We start from the raw sequence: 25,130 nt of genomic DNA, 5'->3' as shown, positions 1-25,130 counted from the left end.
TTTTTTCGTTTTGGCCCCGGCGATTGGGGCCAACAGGCCTTCTGACAAGACCCCCAACCGTTGAGGTGCGTGATGAAATCAAGCTTCTGGAAATCCGGGCACACCCCGACCCTGTTTGCCGCGTTCCTGTATTTCGACCTGAGCTTCATGGTCTGGTACCTGCTGGGGCCACTGGCGGTGCAGATTGCCGCCGACCTGCACCTGACCACCCAGCAACGCGGCCTGGTGGTGGCCACGCCAATCCTGGCAGGCGCGGTGCTGCGCTTTTTGATGGGCATGCTGGCCGACAAGCTGTCACCCAAGACCGCCGGGCTGATCGGCCAGGTGATTGTGATCGCCGCCCTGTTCGGCGCCTGGAAACTCGGCATCCATACCTACGAGCAAGCGCTGTTGCTGGGCGTGTTCCTGGGCATGGCCGGTGCATCCTTTGCAGTCGCCCTGCCCTTGGCTTCCCAGTGGTATCCGGCTGAGCACCAAGGCAAGGCCATGGGTATTGCCGGCGCCGGCAACTCCGGCACCGTATTTGCCGCCTTGCTGGCGCCGGTATTGGCCGCCGCATTTGGCTGGAGCAATGTGTTCGGCTTCGCGCTGATCCCGCTGGTGCTGACACTGATCGTGTTCGCGTGGCTCGCGCGCAATGCGCCCGAGCGCCCGAAAGCCAAGTCCATGGCCGACTATTTCAAAGCCTTGGGCGACCGCGACAGCTGGTGGTTCATGTTCTTCTACAGCGTGACGTTCGGCGGCTTTATCGGGCTGGCCAGCGCTTTGCCCGGCTACTTCAACGACCAGTACGGCCTGAGCCCGGTGACCGCCGGCTACTACACCGCCGCCTGTGTGTTTGGCGGCAGCTTGATGCGCCCATTGGGCGGCGCGCTGGCCGACCGCTTCGGTGGGATTCGCACCCTGCTCGGCATGTACGGCGTGGCAGCGATTTGCATCGCCGCCGTGGGTTTCAACCTGCCAAGTTCCTACGCCGCACTGGCGCTTTTCGTCTGCACCATGCTCGGCCTCGGTGCAGGTAATGGCGCGGTGTTCCAACTGGTGCCCCAGCGTTTTCGCCGCGAAATAGGCGTGATGACCGGCCTGATCGGCATGGCGGGCGGCATTGGCGGCTTTGCCCTGGCGGCAGGCATGGGCGCGATCAAACAGAACACCGGCAGTTATCAGTTGGCCTTGTGGTTATTTGCCAGTCTTGGCGTGTTGGCCTGGTTCGGCCTGCACGGCGTCAAGCGTCGCTGGAGAACCACGTGGGGCTCGGCCGCCGTGACCGCCGCACGCGTCTGATGAGCCTGCAACTGAGCGTCGCCCAGGCCAGCGCCATCGGCCCGCGGGCAGAAAACCAGGATGCCCTGCGGGTGGTCACGCCCATGCCGGAACTGGCCGCAAGCAAGGGTTACCTGTGCGCCATCGCCGATGGCGTCAGCCAATGCGCCGACGGTGGTCTGGCTGCCCGTTCAACCTTGCAGGCGCTGGCCCTGGACTACTACGCCACGCCGCAAACCTGGGGTGTGGCCCAGGCACTGGAGCGACTGTTACTGGCACAGAACCGCTGGTTGCAGGCCAACGGCGGTGGCCAGCCGCTGCTGACCACCCTCAGCGCCCTGGTATTTCGCGGCCAACGCTTCACCCTGGCGCATGTGGGGGATTGCCGGGTGTATCGCTGGCTGGACGGCGAGTTGCAGCGCATCACGCAAGACCATGTGTGGGAACAACCGGGCATGCAGCATGTGCTCAAGCGCGCGCTCGGCCTGGATCAGCACCTGGTGCTGGACTTTCTCGACGCTGAACTGCGCGAAGGCGAGTGCTTCCTGCTGCTCAGCGATGGCGTGTGGGCCACGTTGGGCGACCACAGCATCAGCGCGATCCTGCGCGAACAAACCAATCTCGATGTGGCGGTGAACACGCTCGTCAGTGCCGCACACCTGGCCGCCAGCCAGGACAATGCCAGCGCGCTGCTGGTGCGTATCGACCAGCTAGGCGCCGCGACCCTGGGCGATGCGCTGGTGCAGTTGCAGCAATGGCCGCTGCCACCGCCCCTGAAGGCCGGGCAACGCTTTGAAGGCTGGCAGGTTGAAAGCCTGCTGGCGCAAAGCCGACAGTCATTGCTGTACCGCGTGCGCGATGCCCAGCAACAAGCTTGGCTGTTGAAAACCTTGCCGCTCAACCGCGACGATGACAACGACGCCGGCCAAGCCTTGCTGTCGGAAGAATGGTTTCTGCGACGAGTGGCCGGGCGCGCGTTTCCTGAAGTGCATGCGGCCAGTGGGCGTCAGCATTTGTACTACGTGATGCGTGAATATTCGGGGCAGACCCTCGCGCAGCTGTTCCAGCAACAAGGCCCGCTGCCCTTGGCGCAATGGCAGTCCATTGCCGAGCGTTTGCTGCGGGCAGTGGGCCTTCTGCATCGACGGCAGATCCTGCACCGTGACATCAAGCCGGAAAACCTGCTGCTGGGCGATGATGGCGAATTACGCGTGCTGGATTTCGGCCTGGCCTACTGCCCGGGGCTTTCCGAGGACCGCGCCCATTTGCTGCCCGGCACCCCAAGTTTTATCGCGCCCGAAGCCTTCAGTGGCGAACGTCCTACGCCGCAACAGGATTTATACAGTATCGGTGTCACGCTCTATTACCTGCTGACCGGGCATTACCCCTACGGTGAAATCGAAGCTTTCCAGCGGCCACGTTTCACCCAGCCCGTCAGCGCCAGTCGTTACCGCCCCGATTTACCGGACTGGTTGCCGTTGAGCCTGGAACGCGCTGTGGCCGCACAGCCCGCAGAACGTTATGAAACCGCCGAGGAATGGTTGCTGGTGCTGGAACAGGCCGACCGCCGTGAATTGAGCGTACGACCCAAACCGTTGCTGGAGCGCGAGCCGCTCAAGGTCTGGCAAACCCTGGCGACCGTCTCGCTGCTGGTCAATCTGGTGCTGCTGTACTGGCTGCTGCACCACTAGGGGGCGAATTCCCACGCAATATCGATGGGAATCCCAATAAAACGGGCGTCCGGCGACTTGGCACAACCGCTGCATTAGCTTCATCAACAACTCACATATAGCCGCCCCTTCAACGTCGAAGGGTCGAGCTTCCCGAGAGAACGGGACCGGACAAAGGTGTCCTCGCCAGGTAACTGGTGGGGGCGCCTTTTTTTGTTTGCGCACGATTTGTCGAGCCATTGCGGAGAACGACATGAAGAAACTCAAACTGGTGATGATCGGCAACGGCATGGCCGGGGTTCGCACCCTTGAAGAATTGCTCAAGCTGCGCAGCGAACTGTACGACATCACGGTGTTCGGCGCCGAGCCCCACACCAACTACAACCGCATCCTGCTGTCACCGGTGCTGGCCGGCGAGCAGACCTTCGAAGAGATCGTGCTCAACGACCTCGACTGGTACCTGGACAACCACATCAAGCTGTTGCTCAACCGCAAAGTGGTGCAGATCGACCGTGTAAGACGCATCGTCATCGCTGAGGACGGCAGCGAGGCCGAGTACGATCGTCTGTTGATTGCCACCGGCTCGACGCCTTTTATCCTGCCAATCCCCGGCAATACCTTGCAGGGTGTGATCGGCTACCGCGACATCGCCGACACCCAGGCCATGATCGACACCGCCAGGACCCACAAGCACGCGGTGGTCATCGGCGGCGGCCTACTCGGCCTGGAAGCCGCCAACGGCCTGATGTTGCGCGGCATGCACGTGACCGTGGTGCACATCGGCGAATGGCTGCTGGAACGCCAGCTGGACAAGACCAGCGGCCAGTTGCTGCAAACCGAACTGGAAAGCCGTGGCCTGGTGTTTCGCCTGTGCGAGCAAACCCAGGCCCTGCACGACGCCGGCAATGGTCGTGTCGGCTCGGTGCAGTTCAAGAATGGCGACATCATCCCCGCCGACTTGGTGGTGATGGCCGCCGGCATCCGCCCCAACACCGAACTGGCAGAGAAATCCGGCATCCCCTGCAACCGTGGGATTCTGGTCAATGACACTCTGCAAACCTACGACCCGCGCATCTATGCCATCGGCGAGTGCGCCAGCCACCGTGGGATCGCCTACGGCCTGGTGGCGCCGCTGTTCGAACAGGCCAAGGTCTGCGCCAATCACCTGGCCCAGTTGGGCTTTGCCACTTACAAAGGCTCGGTGACCTCGACCAAGCTGAAGGTCACCGGTATCGACCTGTTTTCCGCCGGGGATTTCATGGGTGGCGAAGGCACTGAGACCATCACCCTCTCCGACCCGATTGGCGGCGTGTACAAGAAGCTGGTGATCAAGGACGACATCCTGGTTGGCGCGTGCCTGTACGGCGATACCGCCGACGGTGGTTGGTATTTCCGCCAGATCCGTGAGAACCACGCGATTGGCGAGATTCGTGATCACCTGATGTTTGGCGAAAATGCTTTAGGCGATGTCGGCCACCAAGGCCAGGACAAAGCCATGAGCATGGCCGACAACGCCGAAGTCTGCGGCTGCAACGGCGTGTGCAAAGGCACCATCGTCAAGGCGATCCAGGAACACGGGTTGTTCAGCGTTGACGATGTGAAGAAGCACACCAAAGCCGCCAGCTCCTGCGGATCCTGCGCCGGGCTGGTGGAACAGATCCTGATCAACACCGTGGGCGGCGCCGCCGACGTCAAACCCAAAAGCGAAAAAGCCATCTGCGGCTGCAGCGACCTCAACCATGGGCAAATCCGCCAGGCGATCCGCGACCAGCACCTGCTGACCATCGCCGGCACCATGAGCTACCTGAACTGGCGCACCCCCAACGGCTGCGCGACCTGCCGCCCGGCCCTGAACTATTACCTGATGTCCACCTGGCCCGGCGAGGCCAAGGACGACCCGCAATCGCGCCTGATCAACGAACGCGCCCACGCCAATATTCAGAAAGACGGCACCTACTCCGTAGTCCCACGGATGTGGGGCGGTGTGACCAATCCGTCGGAGTTGCGGCGCATTGCCGATGTGGCCGACAAGTACAACGTGCCAATGGTCAAGGTCACCGGTGGCCAGCGTATCGACCTGCTGGGCATCAAGAAACAGGATTTGCCCGGTGTGTGGAAGGACCTCGACATGCCCTCCGGCCACGCCTATGGCAAATCCATCCGCACCGTAAAGACCTGCGTAGGCAGCGAGTTCTGTCGCTTTGGCACGCAGAACTCCACGCAGTTGGGCATCGAGCTGGAGCACGACCTGTTCAATATGTGGTCGCCGCACAAGGTCAAGCTGGCGGTGTCCGGTTGCCCACGCAATTGCTCTGAAGCGGGCATCAAGGACGTCGGCATTATCGGCGTCGACTCCGGGTGGGAGATGTACATCGGCGGCAACGGCGGGATCAAGACCGAAGTCGCGGAGTTTTTCGTCAAGCTGAAAACTGCCGAAGAGGTGCGTGAATACAACGGCGCGTTCCTGCAGCTGTATCGCGAAGAGGCTTTCTACCTCGAGCGCACCGTGCATTACCTGCAACGGGTAGGCATGGAACACATCAAGAAAGCCGTACTGGAAGACCCGGCCCGGCGCCAGGCCCTCAACGAGCGCCTGCAATTCTCGCTGTCATTCGAACAAGACCCGTGGAAAGAACGCCTGGAACAGCCGCTGCTGAAAAAGGAATTCGAGGTCATCCCCGTCAAACAGCTGGAGGTGTCGGCATGAACTGGCTGGATATCTGCGCCCTCGATGAAATCAACGCCCTGGGCTCGCGCATCATCAATGGGCCAAAAGGCGATATTGCGATTTTTCGTACCAGTGACGATGAGGTTTTCGCTCTTGATGACCGCTGCCCACACAAAGGCGGGCCGCTGTCCCAAGGCTTGATCTACGGCAAGCGCGTGGCCTGCCCGCTGCACAATTGGCAGATCGACCTGGCGTCGGGTGAAGCCCAGGCGCCGGACATCGGCTGCGCCCATCATCACCCCGCCCGCGTAGAAAACGGCCGGGTGATGCTGGCCCTGCGGGACGCCGGTTGATGAACCGCCAGACCACCGCGTCCACCTGCTGTTACTGCGGCGTGGGTTGCGGCGTGCTGATCGAGCATGACGGCGTGCAGATCCTGGGTGTGCAAGGCGACCCGAACCACCCGGCCAACTTCGGCAAGTTGTGCAGCAAGGGTTCGAGCCTGCACCTGACCGGCGACCTGACCGCCCGTGCCTTGTACCCGGAACTGCGCCTGGGCAAAGGCCTGTCCCGCGCCCGCACCGACTGGGACACCGCCCTGAACCACGCGGCCAACGTGTTCGCCGACACCCTTGCCGAACATGGACCGGACAGCGTGGCGTTTTACATCTCTGGCCAGTTGCTGACCGAGGACTACTACAGCTTCAACAAGCTGGCCCGCGCGCTGGTGGGCACCAACAATATCGATAGCAATTCGCGGCTGTGCATGTCTTCGGCAGTGGTCGGCTACAAGCGCAGCCTGGGCGCCGATGCGCCGCCGTGCAGCTATGAAGACCTGGAGGCAAGTGATTGCGTGATGATCGTCGGCAGCAACATGGCCTACGCCCATCCGGTATTGTTCCGACGTCTTGAGGAAGCCAAGGCGCGGCGCCCGCAGATGAAAGTGCTGGTGATCGACCCACGGCGCACAGACACTTGCGATTTGGCCGACCTGCACCTGGCGATCCTGCCGGGCACCGATGTGGCGCTGTTCCATGGGATCTTGCACCTGTTGCTGTGGGAAGACTGGATCGACCGCGACTTTATCCAGGCGCATACCGATGGATTGCTCGAGTTGAAGCGACTGGTGCATGACTACACGCCGCAGATGGTCACGCAGTTGTGCGGCATCAGCGTCGAGCAGTTGCGCGTGTGTGCAGAGTGGGTCGGCACCTCCGGCAGTTTTCTCTCGCTGTGGTGCATGGGGCTCAACCAGTCCACCGCCGGCAGCGCCAAAAACAGTGCGCTGATCAACCTGCACCTGGCCACCGGCACCATTGGTCGGCCGGGTTGCGGGCCGTTTTCCCTGACCGGCCAACCGAATGCCATGGGCGGGCGCGAAACCGGCAGTTTGTCGAACCTGCTGCCGGGGCATCGCGAGGCGGCCAACCCTGAGCACAGGGCTGAAGTCGCGGCCTATTGGGGCGTTGAATCGTTGCCGGCGCCTACCGGGCTGACGGCTATCGAACTGTTCGAACAGATCCAGGCCGGCAAGATCAAGGCCGTGTGGATTGCCTGTACCAACCCCGCGCAATCCTTGCCGGACCAGAACAGCGTGCGTGCGGCATTAGCGGCCTGCCCGTTCGTGGTGTTGCAGGAGGCTTTTCGCACCACCGAAACCGCCGCCTACGCCGACCTGCTGTTACCCGCCGCCAGTTGGGGCGAGAAAGAAGGCACGGTAACCAATTCCGAACGGCGGATTTCCCACGTACGCCGCGCCATCGACCCACCCGGGGAAGCACGGCCGGACTGGGCGATTACCGTGGATTTCGCACAGCGCCTTGAGCGACGCTTGCGTCCGGGGTTGCCGAGTTTGTTCGCCTTCGAGCAACCGGCGCAGATCTTTGATGAGTACAAGATGTTGACCCGTAACCGCGACCTCGACCTGTCGGGTATCAGCCATGCCCTGCTCGACCAGCTCGGCCCGCAGCAATGGCCATTTCCCGTGGGCGCACAAGCGGGCACGCCGCGCCTGTACACCGAGGGTGTGTTCCCGACAGACAGCGGCCGCGCGCACTTTATCGCCGACCCTTACCGCGCCGCCAAAGAACAACGTGACGCGCGCTTCCCACTGACCCTGATCACCGGGCGCCTGCGCGATCAATGGCACGGCATGAGCCGCACCGGCACAGCCGCGCAGTTGTTCGGGCACGTCAATGAAGCACTGCTGAGCCTGCACCCGGATGAGCTGCGTCGGCACCGTTTCAAAGAGGGCGATCTGGTCAGCCTGAAAAGCCGTCGTGGCAGCGTGATTATCGCCGTCAGCAGCGATGACAGCGTGCGCCCGGGCCAGGCATTCCTGCCGATGCATTGGGGTGATCGCTTTCTCAAGGGCGGTGTTAATGCCCTTACCCAGCCGGCGTTCGACCCCTTGTCAAAACAGCCCGAACTCAAACACAGCGGCGTGCGCCTGGAGCCAGTGCAACTGCCGTGGCAGCTGTTCGCGCTGATCGAGGGAAATGTGCAGCAACACTTTGACGCCCTACGCCCGCTGTGTGAGGGCTTTGCCTACGTCAGCTTGAGCCTGGCCGGGCGTGAACGGCCGGCTCTTCTGGTGCGCGCAGCCCATACCGAGGCGCCCGACTTGCAACTGTTAACCCGTATCGACGAACTGCTGGGCCTCAATGACGGCCCGGTCATGGCCTATGACGATCCGCGGCGTTCGATTGGCAAGCGGGTAAAAATCGAAAAAGGCCGCATCACCGCACTGCGCCTGGCCGGCGAAACCCTGGCACGGCATTGGTTGCAGCGTTTGTGGCTGGAAGGCCGTGCCGACGATCAACTACGGCGCTGGCTGCTGGCGCCACTCAGTGCACCACCGGGCGGCGCGGCAGCCAGCAGTAAAATTTTGTGCAACTGCAAGAACGTCAGTGAAAGCGCGGTATGTGCCGGTATCGGCCGTGGCCTGGACCTGGACGGGCTTAAGCAGGAACTGGGTTGCGGCACGCAGTGCGGCTCTTGTGTACCGGAAATCAAACGTCTTTTGGCCAGCACGTCGCTGCCAATCGCAATCAGTGTGTGAGGGGATAAACATGAGCGCAAAAGTCTGGCTGGTAGGCGCAGGCCCCGGTGATCCGGAGTTGTTAACCCTCAAGGCGGTACGCGCCCTGCACGCAGCCGATGTGGTGCTGATCGATGATTTGGTCAACCCGAGGGTGCTGGAGCACTGCCCGGACGCTCGGGTGATAACCGTGGGCAAGCGCGGCGGCTGCCGTTCGACACCCCAGGATTTTATCCACCGCCTGATGCTGCGCTATGCGCGCCAAGGCAAATGCGTGGTGCGACTTAAGGGCGGCGACCCGTGTATTTTCGGCCGGGGCGGCGAAGAAGCGCTGTGGTTGCGTGAACGCGGGGTTGAGGTGGAATTGGTCAACGGGATTACCGCGGGCCTGGCAGGTGCAACGAACTGCGATATTCCCCTGACGCTGCGCGGGGTCAGCCGCGGTGTGACGCTGGTCACGGCGCATACCCAGGACGACAGCAGCCTGAACTGGCGTGCCTTGGCCGAGGGCGGTACGACATTGGTGGTGTATATGGGCGTGGCGAAGCTGGAGGAGATTCGTCAGCAATTGCTGGAGGGCGCAATGGCAGCGGATACGCCGGTGGCGATGATCGAGAACGCATCATTGCCTCAGCAACGCGAGTGCCGCAGCACTCTGGCGCACATGCATACCGATGCACAGGTATTTGCTCTGAAAAGCCCTGCAATCCTGGTGATCGGCAGTGTTGCTGGCGCAGGGCAAGCCGCCTCTATTACTGTGTCAGCCAGCGCCTGAGGTAAATTTCAGGCAAAAAAAAACCCGGCCTAAGCCGGGCTTTTTTCTACCACTCAGTAATTACTGAGCTTGAGCTTCAACCGACGCTTCTACGCGACGGTTAACAGCGCGACCAGCTTCAGTTGCGTTGTCAGCAACTGGGCGGGATTCGCCGTAACCTACCGCGGTGATGCGGCTAGGAGCAACGCCGTCTTTAACCAGGACTTGCTTAACAGCGTCAGCACGACGCTGGGACAGCTTCTGGTTGTAAGCGTCTGGACCGATGGAGTCAGTGTGACCAGCAACTTCTACGTTGGTAGCTGGGTACTGAGCCATGAAGTCGGCCAGGTTTTTCACGTCGCCGTAGCTGTTAGGCTTAACAACCGACTTGTCGAAGTCGAACTTAACGTCCAGCTCAACACGAACAACCTGAGCAACTGGAGCTTCTGGCTCTGGAGTTGGCTCTGGAGCTGGTGCTGGGGTAGGAGCTGGAGCAGCTGCGCCAGCGTTACCGCCGAAGTTCACACCCAGGCCGACCAGTGCGGAGTAGTCCCACTTGCCGTTGTCCAGTGCGTAGTCAGCTTCAACACCGGCACGAGCGTACACGTTGTTGGTGAAGTAGTACTTCACGCCAGCGCCGGCGATAGCCAGGGTGGACTGGTCGCGACCGCTGTGGCCGTCAGCTTTGACGTTGCCACGGCTTTGGTGGCCGAAACCGCCTTCTACGTATGGACGCAGGCTGTCAACGCCAGCCTGGCCGAAGTGGTACTGAGCAGTCAGGCTGCTAGTGTCGCCACCGATCTTCTGGCTGCCAGTACCGTCGTTCGAACGGGTGTGGTTGGTTTTGTCGTAGGACAGGTTCAACGACAGGTCGTCGGTCAGGAAGTAACCAATGCGAGCGCCTGGGTTGAAGCCGTCTTCGATGTGCTTAACGCTATCGTTGTACTGCTTCTTGTAGAACAGCTCGCCTTCAACTGCGCCTTGGCCTTGTGCCAGTGCGCCGAAAGAAGTAGCGGCAATAATAGAACCAATGGCAAAGCCCAAGGTGTTTTTCAGTTTCATCCGTTAAATCCCCATCTGGTGATTGTAAAGCAGTCCCACAAACCGGGGGACAACTCGGCGACAAGTCTAACAGAACTTGCCTACACGTAAGAGATATTTGCCACGCACTAAGTTTCAGTCTCGCCCGCAAATTTCTCACGTAATTTATCAAGAGCACGCTTGTAACGCATTTTTGTAGCACTCAAACCCATGTGCATGATGTCAGCAATTTCCTGAAACTCCAGCTCTGCGACAAATCGTAGCACCAGAATTTCCCGGTCAATCGGATTCACATGCACCAACCAGCGATCAAGTCCGGCCTTTTCCTCGGGTACCGGCGCCTTTTCTTCAGACGCTTCCTCAAGGGGGTCCAGACTTAAAGCGTCCATCAAGCGACGCTTTCGCCGTTCCTTACGATACTGCGTGATGCACTCGTTGTACGTGATGCTATAGAGCCATGTCTTGAACTTCGATTTGCCCTCGAAGTTCTTCAGGCCGTACAGCACCTTGAGCATCACTTCCTGACAGACATCATCCGCATCTCTATCGTTCCCTAAATACCTTGAACAAACGTTGAACAGAGTGCGTTGATACCTGCGCATCAATTCTTCGTACGCGCGTGTTACGTGAAACAGCTCCGTGTGCGAGCGCGCGACCAACTCCTCATCAGAGAGCTCACGGGGGTCATAGCGCGTGGACAGCGTTTGGGCTTTATTCAAAACAAGTCGTGCCGACAGTCAGGTCAATGTCCGCTACAGCCCGGTCTCCCGGGTTTGCGGCGGCGTACATTAGCAGGATTTGCCGGGTTAGCGGCTACTGACCTGCTGCTCGAGGAGAATCCGATTGGACAGCGATACCAGCTCACCGTCATCGGTCAGCACCGTCGTCTTGACCGTGCCGATCTCCTCGATTTGCCCTTCGACCTCGCCCACACGCACCTGTTGCCCAACCTGATACAGCTCACGCACATAGATTCCCGCAAGAATCTGACCGGCAATTTCCCGGCTTCCCAAACCCATGGCCAGCGCAACTGCCAGACCAACGGTAATCAAAACAATCACAATCACGTGGTTTAGAAGGTCAGTTTTGACCTCCAGCTGGCTGATCGCGACGGAAATACTGATGATGATCACCAGCCCCTGGGCAATTCGCCCCAGGCCCGCAGCATAGTCCAACCCCACGCCTTCAGCAGCACCGCGCACCAGCCCGTTGGCCAGTTGCGCCAGTAAAACACCTACCAGCAACACCAGCGCGCCGCCGAAAACCTTCGGCAAATACAGCGCCAGCATGTCGAGCGTAGCTGAAACTCGCTCAAGTCCAAGGGATTGAGCCGCAGAAACCAGAAAAATAAGCAGAACGAACCAATAAACGATCTTACCGATGAGGGTTGAGATCGGCACTTGCAGCCCTGCACGGCCCAGCAGCTTGGTCAGGCCGGTGCCCGCCATCAAGCGATCCAGCCCCAACTTTGCGAGCAATTTGGACAGCAGGGTGTCGAGCAACTTGGCCACGACAAAGCCCAGCAACACCAAAACCAGAGCACCAAACAGGTTGGGAATGAAATTCGCCACCTTGGTCCACAATGCGGTCATCGCGGTGACCAGGCTCTGGGTCCAGAGATCAAGTTCCATATTCAATCAGCCTTATCAGCAGTGCGAGCAAGAGGTTTACGACGCGAAACCGGCGATACGTGGGCCGAACCATTGTTCAGGGCCATCATCAACGCCGGCAACCAACGACCCAGCAGACCGAACAGGTCACCCGCCCCTACCTGACGGTTGGCGGTTTTCAACACGCGGCCCAGGCATGCATCGTCATCACGGTTGGATGGCGACGCATTGAGCATGTCACGCAAAGACTGTTCGAACGGATCGTGCATAAAGACCTCTCGCAAGTGAGTTAAAAGACGAGGGTTAAATTCTTTGGGTCACATGTGCCCCTGCCTGTGTTCAGGTCATATTCAGGTCAAACCCAGCGCAATCGTCGAAATAGCCACCATTGCCCCAGTGCTACCGAGACCATCAACAAGCAGGCAATCACGAATCCATAGGGGCTGGCAGAGAACGGAATCCCGCCCACATTTATACCCAGCAAACCGGTCAGAAAACTCATCGGCAGGAAGATCCCGGTGATGATCCCGAAGCGGTACATGGTGCGATTCATGCGTACGCTCAAGCGCCGGTCTTCGGCCTCAAGTACCAGCCCCACGCGCTCCCGGGTCAGTTCGAGCTCTTCCAGGTAGCGGGTCAGGCTGTTGTTCAATTCGTTCCAGTAGTCAGCATCGTCATCACAAAACCACGCTAATTTGATCCGCGTCAGCTGCGCAAAAATATCCCGCTGCGGCGCCAGGAAACGCTTCAATCCGGCAGCCCGTCGACGGATCTGCAAGACGTTGCCGTGCTCCGGAGTATACCGTTCGTCGGCATCGAGTTTTTCTTCCTCTAAATCGACGACTTCGGACAGGTCGGTGACCAGATCCTGCACTTTATGGGTCAGGTACTGCGCCATATAAAGGATGAGTTCAGAAGCGGTTTTTGGCCCTTTGCCCTCAGCCAGTTGCACCAGCAGCTCATCGGTAGCCCGCAATGGGCGCAAGCGCAGGGAAATCACGCGACTGGCTGCCGCGAAAATACGCACCGAGACCATGTCTTCCGGCTCGGCGCCAGGGTTGAGGTTGACTCCGCGCAGAAACAACAGTAATTCGCTGTCCGGCAGCGGCAACAGGCGCGGTCGGGTGTTTTCCTCCAGCAACAAGTCGCAGGCAAATTCGCTCAAACCGCTGGATTTACGCAACCAGGTCTGGGTCTGTGGATGGCTGCGATCCCAATGCAGCCACAGGCTTTCCTGGGGCTGCAGCTGCAAATCATCGAGCTCAGTCCGGGCAATCGAACGCGCACCGCCTTTACCGTCCAGCACCAGGGCATGCACCAGCCCCCATTGCGCGTTTTCTTCCTCGAACATCCTCACCCCTTTCGGCTACTGCGGTTTATTCAGGCATTTTCAGCGGGCTTGGCGAAACGATCACGCCATTATTGTCGGCGTAGACGTACTCACCAGGGCGGAATGTCACGCCGGCAAACGTCACCACCACGTTCAGGTCGCCAATGCCGCGCTTGTCGGTCTTCATGGGGTGAGGCGCCAGCGCCTGCACACCCAGGTCTGTCTGGGCGAGGACGTCGACATCACGCACGCAACCGTAGATCACCAACCCTTCCCAACCATTTTTTGCAGCTTTCTCGGCGATCATGTCGCCCAGCAGCGCGCGACGCAGGGAACCGCCGCCATCGACCACCAGTACTTTGCCGGCGCCTGGTTGGTCGGCCTGTTCCTTGACCAGCGAATTGTCTTCGAAGCACTTGATGGTGACGATTTCACCGCCAAAGGAGTCTCGGCCACCGAAATTACTGAACATCGGCTCAACTACCTGCACCAGCTCCGGGTAGGCGTCGCACAGATCGGGCGTCACGTAATGAATCATCGGGAAACTCCTGTCATCAAAGAAGAGGTCGAACATCCCACGGTGTACATCAGAAAAACGCGTCACAACGGCTGAAGTTTAAGCGCTCACCCATCAGCGGCGGCCATGATCAGACCCACGCCATCGCAACGCAATAGCGACTGCGCGACTGAATATGACCAGAAGCGTCTGACGCGTCATATCTTAGCCGCAACCTCTCTGGAGTGAAACGCCCTTGGCAGAGCGGTTATGCTAAACCGTTGCAGCTACCTGGGGCTCTGCTGCGAATAAAGGTGTCAGTGGATCTTTCAACCATTGCGCCATCAACGGCCACACTTCGGCCTGCGCGGCCTTGCTGACCAGCATCTCGACGTGCCCGAAATCCCCGCTGAAGCCTTGCTTGCGCCCCAGGCACAGGTATTGGCGGTGTTCAGAGCCAACTTGTTCGAACAACTTGCGACAAGCCCAGTCCGGGTCCTGTTGATCGCCAGCAGCGCTGACCGCCAGCAGCGGCACGTCGACATCGGCCAGGCCTTTCCACCAGTCCTGCTTGCCATCGCCAAAACGACCGAACAGGCCGTTCCAGCGCATGGCTTCGATCATCACGCCCGCCGGCTCGTCCTCGGGGCCGCGTTTGAGCCGTACACCGGATACTTCACCAAAGCGTTTCAAGAGCAAACGGCCGGTCCACTCCAGCGGCGGAATCTTCAACGGCCAGTGGGTGCGGCTGACCTGGCAGCCAAACAGGGCTACCGACGCCACGGCTGGCGCGCCAAGGTGCTGACCGCCCAAAGCCGCTGCCAAGGCAGTGCCGCCCAGGGAGTGGCCGATCCAGTGCGGGATTTGTGCGCTTTGCTCACGGACAAACGCGCCGATCGCCGGCAAATCGTAACGCGCGTAATCGGCGACGCGGTTTCTGGCGTAATCCTGATTGCGCTTGGACAGGCCATGGCCGCGCATTTCCGGGATCCACACATCAAACCCCTGACGCGCCAGGTAAGCGCCCAGGCCGATACCTTTGGGCGAATACCAGAAGCGCCGATTGGAAAAACTGCCGTGCAATAAAATTACCGGCGTGCCCCGGTTTTCCGGGACATCTGCCAGGCCCAAACGGGTCACAGCCAGCTCAACGGTGCCGTCGGGGCTGTTGCCGGGTTTGAGGCGGTACACATCTTCACTCAGGTCGCCACGACGTTCAGCGCTGATCAAGGCGACGGGAAATAGGTTGCTGCTGCTTTGCATAATGCTCTTGCACAAAAAAGGGCGGCGTCCGGATGGAATTCCGCCCTGTACAGATAAGAATGCCGGTCACCCAGGCTGGGTGACCGGCACTTTTGACGTCACGCCCTTAAGCGGACGCTTGGCCTTCCGCCAGGAAGAACCAGGTTTCCAGCACGGAGTCGGGGTTCAGCGAGACGCTCTCGATACCCTGTTCCATCAGCCATTTGGCCAGGTCCGGGTGGTCGGAAGGGCCTTGGCCGCAGATACCGATGTACTTGCCGGCCTTGTTGCAGGCCTGAATGGCGTTGGCCAGCAGCTTCTTGACCGCAGGGTTACGCTCATCAAACAGGTGCGCGATGATCCCCGAGTCACGGTCCAGGCCCAGGGTCAACTGGGTCAGGTCGTTGGACCCGATGGAGAAGCCGTCGAAGAACTCCAGGAACTCCTCGGCCAGGATGGCGTTGGACGGCAGTTCGCACATCATGATCACGCGCAGGCCATTCTCGCCGCGGGACAAGCCGTTTTCAGCCAGCAGGTCGACGACTTGGCTCGCTTCGCCCAGGGTCCGTACAAACGGCACCATGATCTCGACGTTGGTCAGGCCCATCTCGTTGCGCACGCGCTTGAGGGCACGGCATTCGAGTTCGAAGCAGTCACGGAAGGCTTCGCTGATGTAACGCGAAGCGCCACGAAAGCCCAGCATCGGGTTTTCTTCTTCGGGCTCGTAGAGCTTGCCGCCGATCAGGTTGGCGTACTCGTTGGACTTGAAGTCCGACAGGCGCACGATGACCTTTTTCGGGTAGAACGCCGCCGCCAGGGTGCTGATGCCTTCCACCAGCTTCTCGACGTAGAAACCCACTGGATCGTTGTAGCCGGCGATGCGCTTGTCGACGCTTTCCTTGATTTCCAGCGGCAGGCCGTCGTAATTCAACAGCGCCTTAGGGTGTACGCCGATCATGCGGTTGATGATGAACTCGAGGCGGGCCAAGCCCACACCGGCGTTCGGCAACTGCGCGAAATCGAACGCACGGTCGGGGTTGCCGACGTTCATCATGATCTTGAACGGCAGGTCCGGCATCGCATCGATGGAGTTTTGCTTGATATCGAAGCCCAGTTCACCTTCAAAGATGAAGCCAGTGTCGCCTTCGGCACAGGACACGGTCACACCCTGGCCGTCTTTCAACAGTTGGGTGGCGTTGCCGCAACCGACGACTGCGGGAATCCCCAACTCACGGGCAATGATCGCCGCGTGGCAGGTACGCCCGCCACGGTTGGTGACGATGGCGCTGGCGCGCTTCATCACGGGTTCCCAGTCCGGGTCGGTCATGTCGGAGACTAGCACGTCACCGGGCTGGACTTTGTCCATTTCAGACACGTCCTTGATGATCCGCACTTTGCCGGCGCCGATGCGCTGGCCGATGGCACGGCCTTCCACCAGCACAGTGCCGGTTTCTTTCAACAGGTAGCGTTCCATCACGTTGGCCGAAGTGCGGCTCTTCACGGTTTCCGGACGCGCTTGCACGATGTACAGCTTGCCGTCATCACCGTCCTTGGCCCACTCGATGTCCATCGGGCACTTGTAGTGCTTTTCGATAATCATCGCTTGTTTGGCCAGTTCGCTGACTTCAGCGTCGGTCAGGCAGAAACGCGCGCGTTCGGCCTTGTCGACTTCAACGGTTTTCACCGAGCGACCGGCCTTGGCCTCGTCGCCGTAGATCATCTTGATGGCCTTGCTGCCCAGGTTGCGGCGCAAGATGGCCGGGCGGCCGGCCTCAAGGGTGTGTTTGTGGACGTAGAACTCGTCCGGGTTAACCGCGCCTTGTACGACGGTTTCGCCCAGGCCGTAGGCGCCGGTGATAAACACCACATCACGGAAACCGGATTCGGTGTCCAGGGTGAACATCACGCCGGCGGTGCCGGTTTCCGAACGCACCATGCGCTGCACACCGGCAGACAAGGCCACCAGCTTGTGGTCGAAACCCTGGTGTACGCGGTAGGAAATAGCGCGGTCATTGAACAGCGAGGCAAACACTTCCTTGGCGGCGCGGATCACGTTTTCGACGCCGCGGATGTTCAGGAAAGTTTCCTGCTGGCCAGCAAAAGAGGCGTCCGGCAAGTCTTCGGCGGTGGCCGAGGAGCGCACGGCAACTGCCATGTCCGGGTTGCCGGCCGACAGTACTGCGAACGCGGTACGGATTTCTTCGTTGAGCTTCTCGGGGAACTCGGCGTCCATGATCCATTGGCGGATCTGGCTGCCGGTTTTCGCCAGGGCATTGACGTCATCGACGTCCAGGGCGTCCAGCGCGGCGTGGATCTGGGCGTTGAGGCCGCTCAGCTCGAGGAAATCGCGGTAAGCCTGGGCCGTGGTGGCGAAACCACCGGGCACCGACACACCAGCGCCTGCAAGATTACTGATCATCTCGCCGAGGGATGCGTTCTTGCCCCCCACATGCTCTACATCATGGACGCCGAGCTTATCGAGGGAAACTACGTACTCTACCAAGGTGATCTCTCCACTTTCTGTGTTGGAAAAGCTCAGGACGCCGGCGGCTCAGTAGGAGCAAACGCCAGCGCTTGTGGCCTGGACCTGGAAAATAAGTGAGAATGCGGCCCACTGCGGGACGGCAAAATCGCGCCTATCATATCCAAGATTCGCCATCAGCTTAAGGCCCAGGGCTCAAATGAAACGATCTGCTTTCTTTATCTCCGACGGCACCGGCATCACAGCCGAAACATTGGGTCAGAGCCTGCTCGCGCAGTTCGAAAACATTACCTTCGCCAAATTCACGCGGCCTTACATAGACAGCGTGGATAAAGCGCGGGCCATGGTACAACAAATCAATCTGGCGGCTGAAAAAGACGGTTTTCGCCCGATCATTTTCGACACCATCGTCAATCAAGACATTCGTGAGATCCTGGCAACCTCCAATGGTTTCATGATCGACATCTTCTCTACGTTCCTGGCGCCATTGGAACAGGAGCTGAGTGAACATTCCTCCTACTCCGTGGGCAAGTCCCATTCCATTGGCCACAACTCCAACTATATGGAGCGTATCGAGGCGGTGAACTTCGCCCTCGACAACGATGACGGCGCCCGCACCCACTACTATGACAAGGCTGACTTGATCCTGGTGGGCGTGTCTCGCTGCGGCAAAACCCCGACCTGCCTGTACATGGCCATGCAATTCGGTATCCGCGCAGCCAACTACCCGCTCACCGAAGACGACATGGAGCACCTGACGCTGCCTGCCGCCCTGCGTGCGCATTCGCACAAGCTGTTCGGCCTCACCATCGACCCGGACCGTCTTACCGCCATCCGCAACGAGCGCAAGCCCAACAGCCGCTACTCCAGCTATGCCCAGTGCGAGTTCGAGGTGCGCGAAGTGGAAAATCTGTTCCGTCGCGAGAATATTGCGCACATCAATTCCACGCATTTTTCGGTGGAAGAGATTTCGGCGAAGATTCTGGTGGAAAAAGGTGTGGAGCGCCGCTTCAAATAGCGGGCGCCTGCACGGGCGCCATCGCAGGCAAGCCAGCTCCCACAAGGGAATGCATTCCAAATGGGGGAGATTCTGGTGGAGACCTGAACTGGCCCCAGCAAGCCAGCTCCCACAGGGGAATGCATTCCAAATGTGGGAGCTGGCTTGCCTGCGATGAACGATAACGCGGTAAACCTGCCTACAGCTGAAACCTGTCACCGCCCTGCCCCAGCGCGGTGGCCAGCGCATCAAAGCCCTCACGCAGCAACTGATCATCGCCTGACGTATTACAAATACTCGCCCGAATAAACTGCGGCACCGCCGTCTGCCCTACGGCAAATGCCTCAGCGGTGGCGATCAGGTAATTATTCTGCTTGAGCTCCGCCTCGATTTCCGACGCACGCCAGGGCTCCGGCACTTCAATCCAGAAGTGTGGGCTGTTGAGGTGAGTGCGGTATTCCAAACCGACCAAAAGGTCGCGCACCAGTGCTTTTCGCCGGCTGATCTCGTTGATTTGCTGGCGCAGCAGGTATTCCGCCGTGCCGTTTTCGATCCATTGCGTCGCCAGCTCCAGCGTCACCGGCGTAGCCATCCAGCAGGTCGAGCGCAAGGCCGCCGAAATCCGGCTGACCAATGCCGGTGGCGCATGCACATACCCCACCCGCAGCCCGGCAGACACCGCCTTGCTCAGGCTGCTGATCAAAATCGTACGCTCGGGCGCGAAAAAGCTCAGCGGTGGCGGGCGATCTTCCACCAACACGCCGTGGGCTTCGTCTTCCAGAATCAGCAGATTATGCTCGCGACACACCTTGGCCAGCGCTTCCCGGCGTGCGACCGACAGCACGGCCGTGGTCGGGTTCTGGATCGTCGGCGTGCAGTACAGCGCCGAAACCCGGTGATTACGACAGACTTCATCCAGCGCACCCGGCAGCACGCCTTCGTCATCCATCTCCAGGCCGATCAGCCGTACACCGAGCATACGTGCGGCGGTGATAAGCCCTGGGTAAGTCAGTTGCTCAGTGACCACCGTATCCCCCGCCCGCAGCAACGCCATCATGGCGCAGAGCAGGCCATGCTGGCCGCCGTTGACGCAGATGACCTGCTCGGGAATCGGATGAAAATCGCGCTGCACCAGCCATTGCGCACCGGCCTCGCGGTAGCGCGGCAAACCGGCGTCCGGCGTATAGGCGCTGATGTCCTGAAGGAATTTGGCGTTGGTCGACAAGGTTTGGAAGCTCTGGGCCAGAAACACCGTCTCTTGCCCGGGAATGTGCATGTTGCGGCTCATATCGAAGTACTGGCGTGGCTCTTCGCTGACGTTGCGAAAGCCTTCATCACGCTGGCGCTCCATCCCACGCTTGCGCACGAAAGTGCCGTCACCGACACGCGCCACCACTAACCCCAGGCGTTCCAGCTCGCCGTAGGCTCGGCTGATGGTGCCGATGGTCACGCCGAGGTTATCGGAAAGAACCCGATGGGGCGGCAGTTTGCGCCCCGGCTCAATCAAGCCTTCAAGGATGCCTCGCTCCATCACATCGGACAGGCGTTTGTACTTGACGCCCTGACCGCTGGACAACCCCTCACGCATAATTGACACCATGTCAATATTTGTTTTGACAGCCATCATTCGCCCTAATAGTGTGCTTTTACGGGTTCAATCACCGGATGAAACAACTTAATACACAGTCAATATAGAGTTCAATTCCGGCTCAGGGAAGCAATAAACGATGCCAATGTCCGCCGTTCTTGAAAACACTACAAAAACAAAAAATCAGAAACAGTGGTTGGCCGGTCTGGTCACCAGCGTGATGTTTCTTATCGTGTGCCTGAGTTGGGGCACCACCTGGCTGGGCATCAAGATCGCCGTCGAAAGCGTGCCGCCGCTGACGTCCGCCGGGCTGCGCTTTCTGATCGCGTTCCCGCTGTTCCTGTGTTTTGCCCTGGTGCGCCGCGAGCCGATCCTGTTCCCGCGCGAAAGCCGCTGGTTCTTCGTATTTGTGACCCTGTCGTACTTCAGCGTTCCCTATTACTTGCTCAACTACGGCGAGATGCATGTGTCGTCCGGCCTCACCGCGCTGCTGTTCAGCTGCATGCCGGTGTTCATCCTGATTTTTTCCGCGCTGTTTTTGCGCGAGCGCATCTACTTTTCCCAAGTGGTCGGCATCGGCATCGGTTTCGGCAGCCTCTACATGATCATCAAGAGCCAGGGCCTGCACCTGGACCACGCCGAATTCTTCGGCGTGCTGGCAATTCTGACCGCCGCGATCATGCATGCCTTGTGCTACGTCATCACCAAGCAAAAAGGCAGCGCCATCAGCGTGATTACCTACAACACATTGCCCATCGGCATCGCCGGGTTGATGCTGTTCGTGGCCGGCCTGTGGTTTGAAACACCGACGTTCGAAAACATCACCCTGCGTTCATGGAGTGCCTTGTTCTACTTGGGATTGGTGGCGTCGGTGGGCGGGTTTATCGTGTACTTCATGTTGCTCAAACGTTTGAGCCCGATCATTTTGTCATTCGTGTTCATCATCTTCCCGGTGTTCGCGGTGATCATCGGCGCCTGGTACGAGGGCGTGGAAATTTCCCGTGACCTGATGCTGTACTCGGCCATTCTGCTGGCCGGCTTTGCGATCACCAAGTTGCCAGTTGAAAAACTCCTGGCCAAGAAAAATTGACCCTTAAACCACAACTACAACAACGCGAGAGAAACATGGAAGTCCTCCGCCCCACCGCTCTGGAACAGATCTATGCCCATGCCAGCCGCAGCTACCCGGAAGAATGCTGCGGTTTTGTCTTCGCCGATGGCAGTGTGTACCTGGGCAACAATATCCAGAATGAGCTGCACCACAAGAACCCCGAGATGTACCCGCGCAGCGCGGCCAATGGCTATACCTTTTCGGTGGCCGACACCCTGCTGATGAACAAGGCGTTTCGCAGCGACAACCCGGTGGTGGTGATCTACCACTCCCACCCGGACGTCGGCGCCTATTTCAGTGATGAAGACCAGGACAAGGCACTGTTCCTGGGTGAGCCGATCCACCCCGTCAGCTACCTGGTGGTGGACGTGCGCCAGGGCCAGGCCCTGGGCTCAAAGCTGTTTGCCTGGGATGGCAAGCAATTCGCCCTTAAACCCTTCAACGACCTGCACACGGAGTTGTCCATGAACGCTGTCTCTTTCCCCGATATTCTGGTTCGCGTGGCCAAGCTGCCGGAATCGACCCTTGAGGGCACTGGATCGACATTGCGCGAAGTCATTGAAAGCCTCTGCAGCAGCCACCCACAGCTGCGCACGCACCTGTTTCATGAAAAGAACAACCAGCTCAAGGAACACTTCCTGTTCACCGCCGAGGAAGAACTGATCGGCGCCGATGAGCAGTTGCCGGAAAAAGCCAAAATCGAAGTGCTGCTGGCCACCTCCGGTGGCATGGACGTCGACCAACTGAGCAACGAAGAAGTGCAGCGCTACGTACGCCACATCACCCTGCCCGGCGTCGGCCGGGAAGGCCAGTTGAACCTGAAAAAAGCCAAGGTACTGATCATCGGTACCGGCGGCCTGGGTTCGCCCATCAGCCTGTACCTCGCGGCAGCCGGCATCGGCACCCTGGGCCTGGTGGATTTCGACGTGGTCGAGAGCAGCAACCTGCAACGCCAGATCGTGCACGGCAACAGCACCCTGGGCATGCCCAAGGTCGAGTCGGCCAAGCGGCGGCTGCAAGACCTCAACAGCCATATCCAGATCAACGCCCACGACACTGCACTCAACGCCGACAATGCGTTGGAGCTGGTCGGCGCCTATGACCTGGTGATCGACGGCACTGACAATTTCGACACCCGCTACCTGGTCAACGATGCCTGCGTGCAATTGGGCAAGCCACTGGTGTACGGCGCCATCTACCGCTTCGATGGGCAGATCAGCGTGCTCAACTACAAAGGCGGGCCGTGCTACCGCTGCCTGTTTCCTTCAGCACCGCCGGCCGAGTTGGCACCCAATTGCAGCGCCGGTGGCGTGATCGGTGTGCTGCCGGGTGTGGTCGGGATGATCCAGGCCACCGAAGCGATTAAATTACTCATCGGCATCGGCGAACCGCTGTCGGGCCGCCTGATGCGCTTCGACGCGCTGGCCATGAAGTTCAGCGAGATCCGCTTCAAACGCCGTGCCGACTGCCCATGCTGCTCAGACCTGCGCCACAGCGAAAGCGTCGCGCCAGCCGTTTGCGCGGACGCCCTCCCGAGCCAGCCCGCGCTGGCCGAGGAGCGCTACATCAAACCACGCGTGCTCAAGCAACTGCTCGAACACCCACGCAGCGCCGACGTGCTGCTGGATGTGCGCGACGCCAGCGAGCTGGAGGTGTGCAAATTGCCGGGCGTGGTGCATATCCCCCTGGCCGAACTGGATGGGCAGTTGGACAGCCTCAGCCGCGACAATACCCATTACCTGATCTGCTACGCCGGAACCCGCGCCGAGCAAGCGGCCGGCACCCTGCTGGCCGCCGGCTTCGCCAATACCAAAGTCCTGCAGGGCGGCATGAAACATTGGGTTCGCGACGTCGAACCCGACATGCCTTTGTACTGATCCGGGGGCTGAGCGATGTTGCATAACTCCATTCTCGACGTGATCGGCCATACGCCGATCGTGCGCCTGGCGCAGTTTTCCGAAGACCTCGGCATCGAGGTCTACGCCAAGCTCGAATCCCTCAACCCTGGCGGCAGCCACAAGGCGCGTATTGCCCTGGGCATGATCCTCGACGCAGAACGCCGAGGCGTGCTGATTCGCAACTGCGGGCAAACCATCATCGAGCCCAGCGGCGGCAATACCGGCATTGGCCTGGTGATGGCCGGCAATGTGCTGGGCTACAAAGTGGTGCTGGTGATCCCTGACAACTACAGCCCCGAAAAACAGAAACTGCTGCGTTTATACGGCGCCAAGGTGGTGCTGTCGGACAGCCGTCTGGGCAACAACTCCCACGGCGAAAAGTGCATGGAACTGCAGTTGGAAAACCCCAACTTCGTGATGCTCAACCAGCAGCGTAATGGCGCCAACCCGCAGACTCACCGCGACACCACCGCACCGGAAATCCTCCGCGCCTTCGGCGAGCAGCGGGTGGACTACTTCGTCAGCGGCATCGGCACCGGTGGCCATATCACCGGCATCGGCGAAACCCTCAAGGCAGCCTGGCCCGCGATGCGCATCATGGGTGTGGAACCGGAAGAGTGCGACCTGCTCAAGGACCAGCACGCGCCGCACCATATTCAGGGCCTGTCGATCGGCTTGATCCCGAGCATTCTTAACGTGGGTGTACTGGACGGCATGCTCAAGGTCTCACGCCTGGCGTGCCTCGACATGATGAAACGCATCATGCGCACCGACGCCATCAGCTTGGGTTTGTCTTCGGCCGCCAACATGGTTGCCATTGCCCAACTCGCTCCCGAACTCCCGCCTGAAACGGTGGTGTTGACCATGGTCTACGACAATGCCGATAGCTACCTGCCCAATTTCGAATAATCGGTTTTTCAACCATCCAGACTGTGGGGGTGCCTCCATGGGGGGCTTTATCGACATGCAACAGCTGCACGATGAGTTGCTCACTCACCTCATCCAGACCCTGACGCCTGCGCAGATGAAGCAGTTGGAGCCGCATTTGGCGCCATTGATCCAGAATGCCGCCCAGGCCGTGGCAGAGGACTTGATTGCCTATGCCTATCGCGACCCGGCGTCCCGTGGGCGTGGCGAACTGATCCTGGAATCCTACGCGTCGTTCAAGGCAGTGCTGTTCTACCGGCTGGCACACTTAGTGTGGAATTTTCCCGACCCGGCCAACGGTGTGTTTTCACGCATGGCTCTCAAGCTCAGCAACCAGGGCAAAATCCTCTCCGGCGCCGAAATCCACCCCGCAGCCCGCATTGGCCGGCGCTTTGTGCTGGATCACGGCTTCGGCACCGTGATCGGCGAAACCTGCGAGATCGGTAATGATTGCTACATCCTCTGCGGCGTGACCCTCGGCGCCCGAGGCATTGCCAACAACCCGGACGGCAAACGCCACCCGCGCCTGGGCAATAACGTCGAGGTCGGCTCCGGCGCCCGTGTGCTGGGCTATGTGCTGATTGGCGACAACGTGTTTATCAGCCCTTCGTGTGTGATCACCCAGGATGTGCCGGCGGGCACCAAGGTCAAGGTGGTCAACCAGATCCAATTACAAAAGAATGCCGAATCGGATCACAGCAATTACCTGGGGGCTTTCGCGCTGGATGAGCGTTTGCACGTGGTTGGCGAAGTCAGCGCCAGCCACAAGGTCACGGTGCTGGATGCCGACTTTCACCCTTTGCAGGGGCTGCTGCTGGAGCCCACGGTGAAGGAGCGCCATCATTTGCAGTTTCGTCTGCGTCGCCTGGATACCGGCGACCATCTGCCACGCTTGCCGCTGAACCTGAAAGTCTGTGGCCCCGAATTTGAGATCACCCTGCTCTCCCCGCCTGGCTTAAGCGCAATGGTGCGTCACCTGCTGCAAGCCAGCCCACTGATCGTCGGAGGTTGAA

The 25,130-nt window shown here is 59.9% G+C and carries 20 protein-coding genes; 11 read left to right on the top strand and 9 right to left on the bottom strand.

Annotated elements, in window-relative coordinates; genetic code table 11:
* Window positions 1–72 precede the first annotated feature (72 nt).
* The 6 genes from AOA62_RS12495 to cobA all read left to right on the top strand — a co-directional run bounded on the left by AOA62_RS12495 (window position 73) and on the right by cobA (window position 9,416).
* Window positions 73–1,284, top strand: coding sequence for a NarK/NasA family nitrate transporter (locus tag AOA62_RS12495; protein ID WP_099548802.1), 1,212 nt, complete (start codon window positions 73–75; stop codon window positions 1,282–1,284).
* The gene (locus AOA62_RS12490) at window positions 1,284–2,954 is read left to right on the top strand and encodes a bifunctional protein-serine/threonine kinase/phosphatase (protein ID WP_099548998.1); all 1,671 of its coding nucleotides are present in this window, start codon (window positions 1,284–1,286) and stop codon (window positions 2,952–2,954) included. Before AOA62_RS12495 ends, AOA62_RS12490 begins: the two co-directional genes overlap by 1 nt.
* A 232-nt stretch (window positions 2,955–3,186) precedes the next feature.
* Window positions 3,187–5,640, top strand: coding sequence for a nitrite reductase large subunit NirB (gene nirB / locus AOA62_RS12485; RefSeq protein ID WP_099548801.1), 2,454 nt, complete (start codon window positions 3,187–3,189; stop codon window positions 5,638–5,640).
* Entirely contained in the window at window positions 5,637–5,954 is a 318-nt protein-coding gene (gene nirD, locus AOA62_RS12480) for a nitrite reductase small subunit NirD (RefSeq protein WP_017134764.1), read from the top strand. Before nirB ends, nirD begins: the two co-directional genes overlap by 4 nt.
* Window positions 5,954–8,662 (top strand): nitrate reductase, encoded by a 2,709-nt coding sequence (locus AOA62_RS12475; protein WP_099548800.1) that lies wholly within the window; start codon window positions 5,954–5,956, stop codon window positions 8,660–8,662. Before nirD ends, AOA62_RS12475 begins: the two co-directional genes overlap by 1 nt.
* A 10-nt stretch (window positions 8,663–8,672) precedes the next feature.
* Entirely contained in the window at window positions 8,673–9,416 is a 744-nt protein-coding gene (gene cobA, locus AOA62_RS12470; protein ID WP_099548799.1) for a uroporphyrinogen-III C-methyltransferase, read from the top strand.
* Window positions 9,417–9,476: 60 nt separating this feature from the next.
* Here the strand turns inward: cobA and AOA62_RS12465 are convergent, their stop codons facing one another.
* From AOA62_RS12465 to ppsA, 8 genes are all read right to left on the bottom strand, one after another.
* Window positions 9,477–10,457 carry an OmpA family protein gene (locus AOA62_RS12465; protein ID WP_017134761.1) on the bottom strand — a complete coding sequence of 327 codons (981 nt, stop codon included), beginning with the start codon at window positions 10,455–10,457 and terminating at the stop codon, window positions 9,477–9,479.
* A 107-nt stretch (window positions 10,458–10,564) separates the two neighbouring features.
* Window positions 10,565–11,155 (bottom strand): RNA polymerase sigma factor SigX, encoded by a 591-nt coding sequence (gene sigX / locus AOA62_RS12460; protein ID WP_017134760.1) that lies wholly within the window; start codon window positions 11,153–11,155, stop codon window positions 10,565–10,567.
* 87 nt (window positions 11,156–11,242) lie between these two features.
* Complete coding sequence (locus AOA62_RS12455) at window positions 11,243–12,067, bottom strand: mechanosensitive ion channel domain-containing protein (RefSeq protein WP_003193288.1); 825 nt, start codon at window positions 12,065–12,067, stop codon at window positions 11,243–11,245.
* Window positions 12,068–12,069: 2 nt separating this feature from the next.
* Entirely contained in the window at window positions 12,070–12,315 is a 246-nt protein-coding gene (locus AOA62_RS12450) for a hypothetical protein (RefSeq protein ID WP_005790375.1), read from the bottom strand.
* Between the two features lie 86 nt (window positions 12,316–12,401).
* Window positions 12,402–13,397 (bottom strand): zinc transporter ZntB, encoded by a 996-nt coding sequence (locus tag AOA62_RS12445; protein ID WP_099548798.1) that lies wholly within the window; start codon window positions 13,395–13,397, stop codon window positions 12,402–12,404.
* A 25-nt stretch (window positions 13,398–13,422) separates the two neighbouring features.
* Complete coding sequence (rraA, locus tag AOA62_RS12440; RefSeq protein ID WP_169985266.1) at window positions 13,423–13,911, bottom strand: ribonuclease E activity regulator RraA; 489 nt, start codon at window positions 13,909–13,911, stop codon at window positions 13,423–13,425.
* Window positions 13,912–14,145: 234 nt separating this feature from the next.
* Window positions 14,146–15,135 (bottom strand): alpha/beta fold hydrolase, encoded by a 990-nt coding sequence (locus tag AOA62_RS12435; protein ID WP_017134757.1) that lies wholly within the window; start codon window positions 15,133–15,135, stop codon window positions 14,146–14,148.
* Window positions 15,136–15,241: 106 nt separating this feature from the next.
* Window positions 15,242–17,617: a phosphoenolpyruvate synthase gene (gene ppsA, locus AOA62_RS12430; protein WP_017134756.1), complete on the bottom strand. Its 2,376-nt coding sequence runs from the start codon at window positions 17,615–17,617 to the stop codon at window positions 15,242–15,244.
* Window positions 17,618–17,795: 178 nt separating this feature from the next.
* On the opposite strand from ppsA, the gene AOA62_RS12425 reads away from it, so the two are divergent.
* Window positions 17,796–18,614: a pyruvate, water dikinase regulatory protein gene (locus AOA62_RS12425; protein WP_003193298.1), complete on the top strand. Its 819-nt coding sequence runs from the start codon at window positions 17,796–17,798 to the stop codon at window positions 18,612–18,614.
* A 178-nt stretch (window positions 18,615–18,792) separates the two neighbouring features.
* Here the strand turns inward: AOA62_RS12425 and AOA62_RS12420 are convergent, their stop codons facing one another.
* Window positions 18,793–20,217, bottom strand: a complete 1,425-nt coding sequence (locus tag AOA62_RS12420; protein ID WP_099548997.1) for a PLP-dependent aminotransferase family protein — start codon at window positions 20,215–20,217, stop codon at window positions 18,793–18,795.
* Window positions 20,218–20,377: 160 nt separating this feature from the next.
* Between AOA62_RS12420 and AOA62_RS12415 the strand changes: the two genes are divergently transcribed.
* Genes AOA62_RS12415 through AOA62_RS12400 form a run of 4 tightly spaced genes read left to right on the top strand, consistent with a single transcriptional unit; the run spans window position 20,378 to window position 25,129 of the window.
* Complete coding sequence (locus tag AOA62_RS12415; RefSeq protein WP_017134754.1) at window positions 20,378–21,271, top strand: DMT family transporter; 894 nt, start codon at window positions 20,378–20,380, stop codon at window positions 21,269–21,271.
* 35 nt (window positions 21,272–21,306) lie between these two features.
* Window positions 21,307–23,169: a molybdopterin-synthase adenylyltransferase MoeB gene (gene moeB, locus AOA62_RS12410; RefSeq protein WP_099548797.1), complete on the top strand. Its 1,863-nt coding sequence runs from the start codon at window positions 21,307–21,309 to the stop codon at window positions 23,167–23,169.
* A 15-nt stretch (window positions 23,170–23,184) separates the two neighbouring features.
* Window positions 23,185–24,099 carry a PLP-dependent cysteine synthase family protein gene (locus AOA62_RS12405; RefSeq protein ID WP_017134752.1) on the top strand — a complete coding sequence of 305 codons (915 nt, stop codon included), beginning with the start codon at window positions 23,185–23,187 and terminating at the stop codon, window positions 24,097–24,099.
* 37 nt (window positions 24,100–24,136) lie between these two features.
* Window positions 24,137–25,129, top strand: coding sequence for a serine O-acetyltransferase (locus tag AOA62_RS12400; RefSeq protein ID WP_017134751.1), 993 nt, complete (start codon window positions 24,137–24,139; stop codon window positions 25,127–25,129).
* Window position 25,130: the final 1 nt, after the last annotated feature.

The sequence above is a fragment of the Pseudomonas sp. 2995-3 genome, assembly GCF_002742565.1.
Classification (GTDB): domain Bacteria; phylum Pseudomonadota; class Gammaproteobacteria; order Pseudomonadales; family Pseudomonadaceae; genus Aquipseudomonas; species Aquipseudomonas edaphica.
This window is presented reverse-complemented; position numbering and strand designations above follow the sequence as displayed.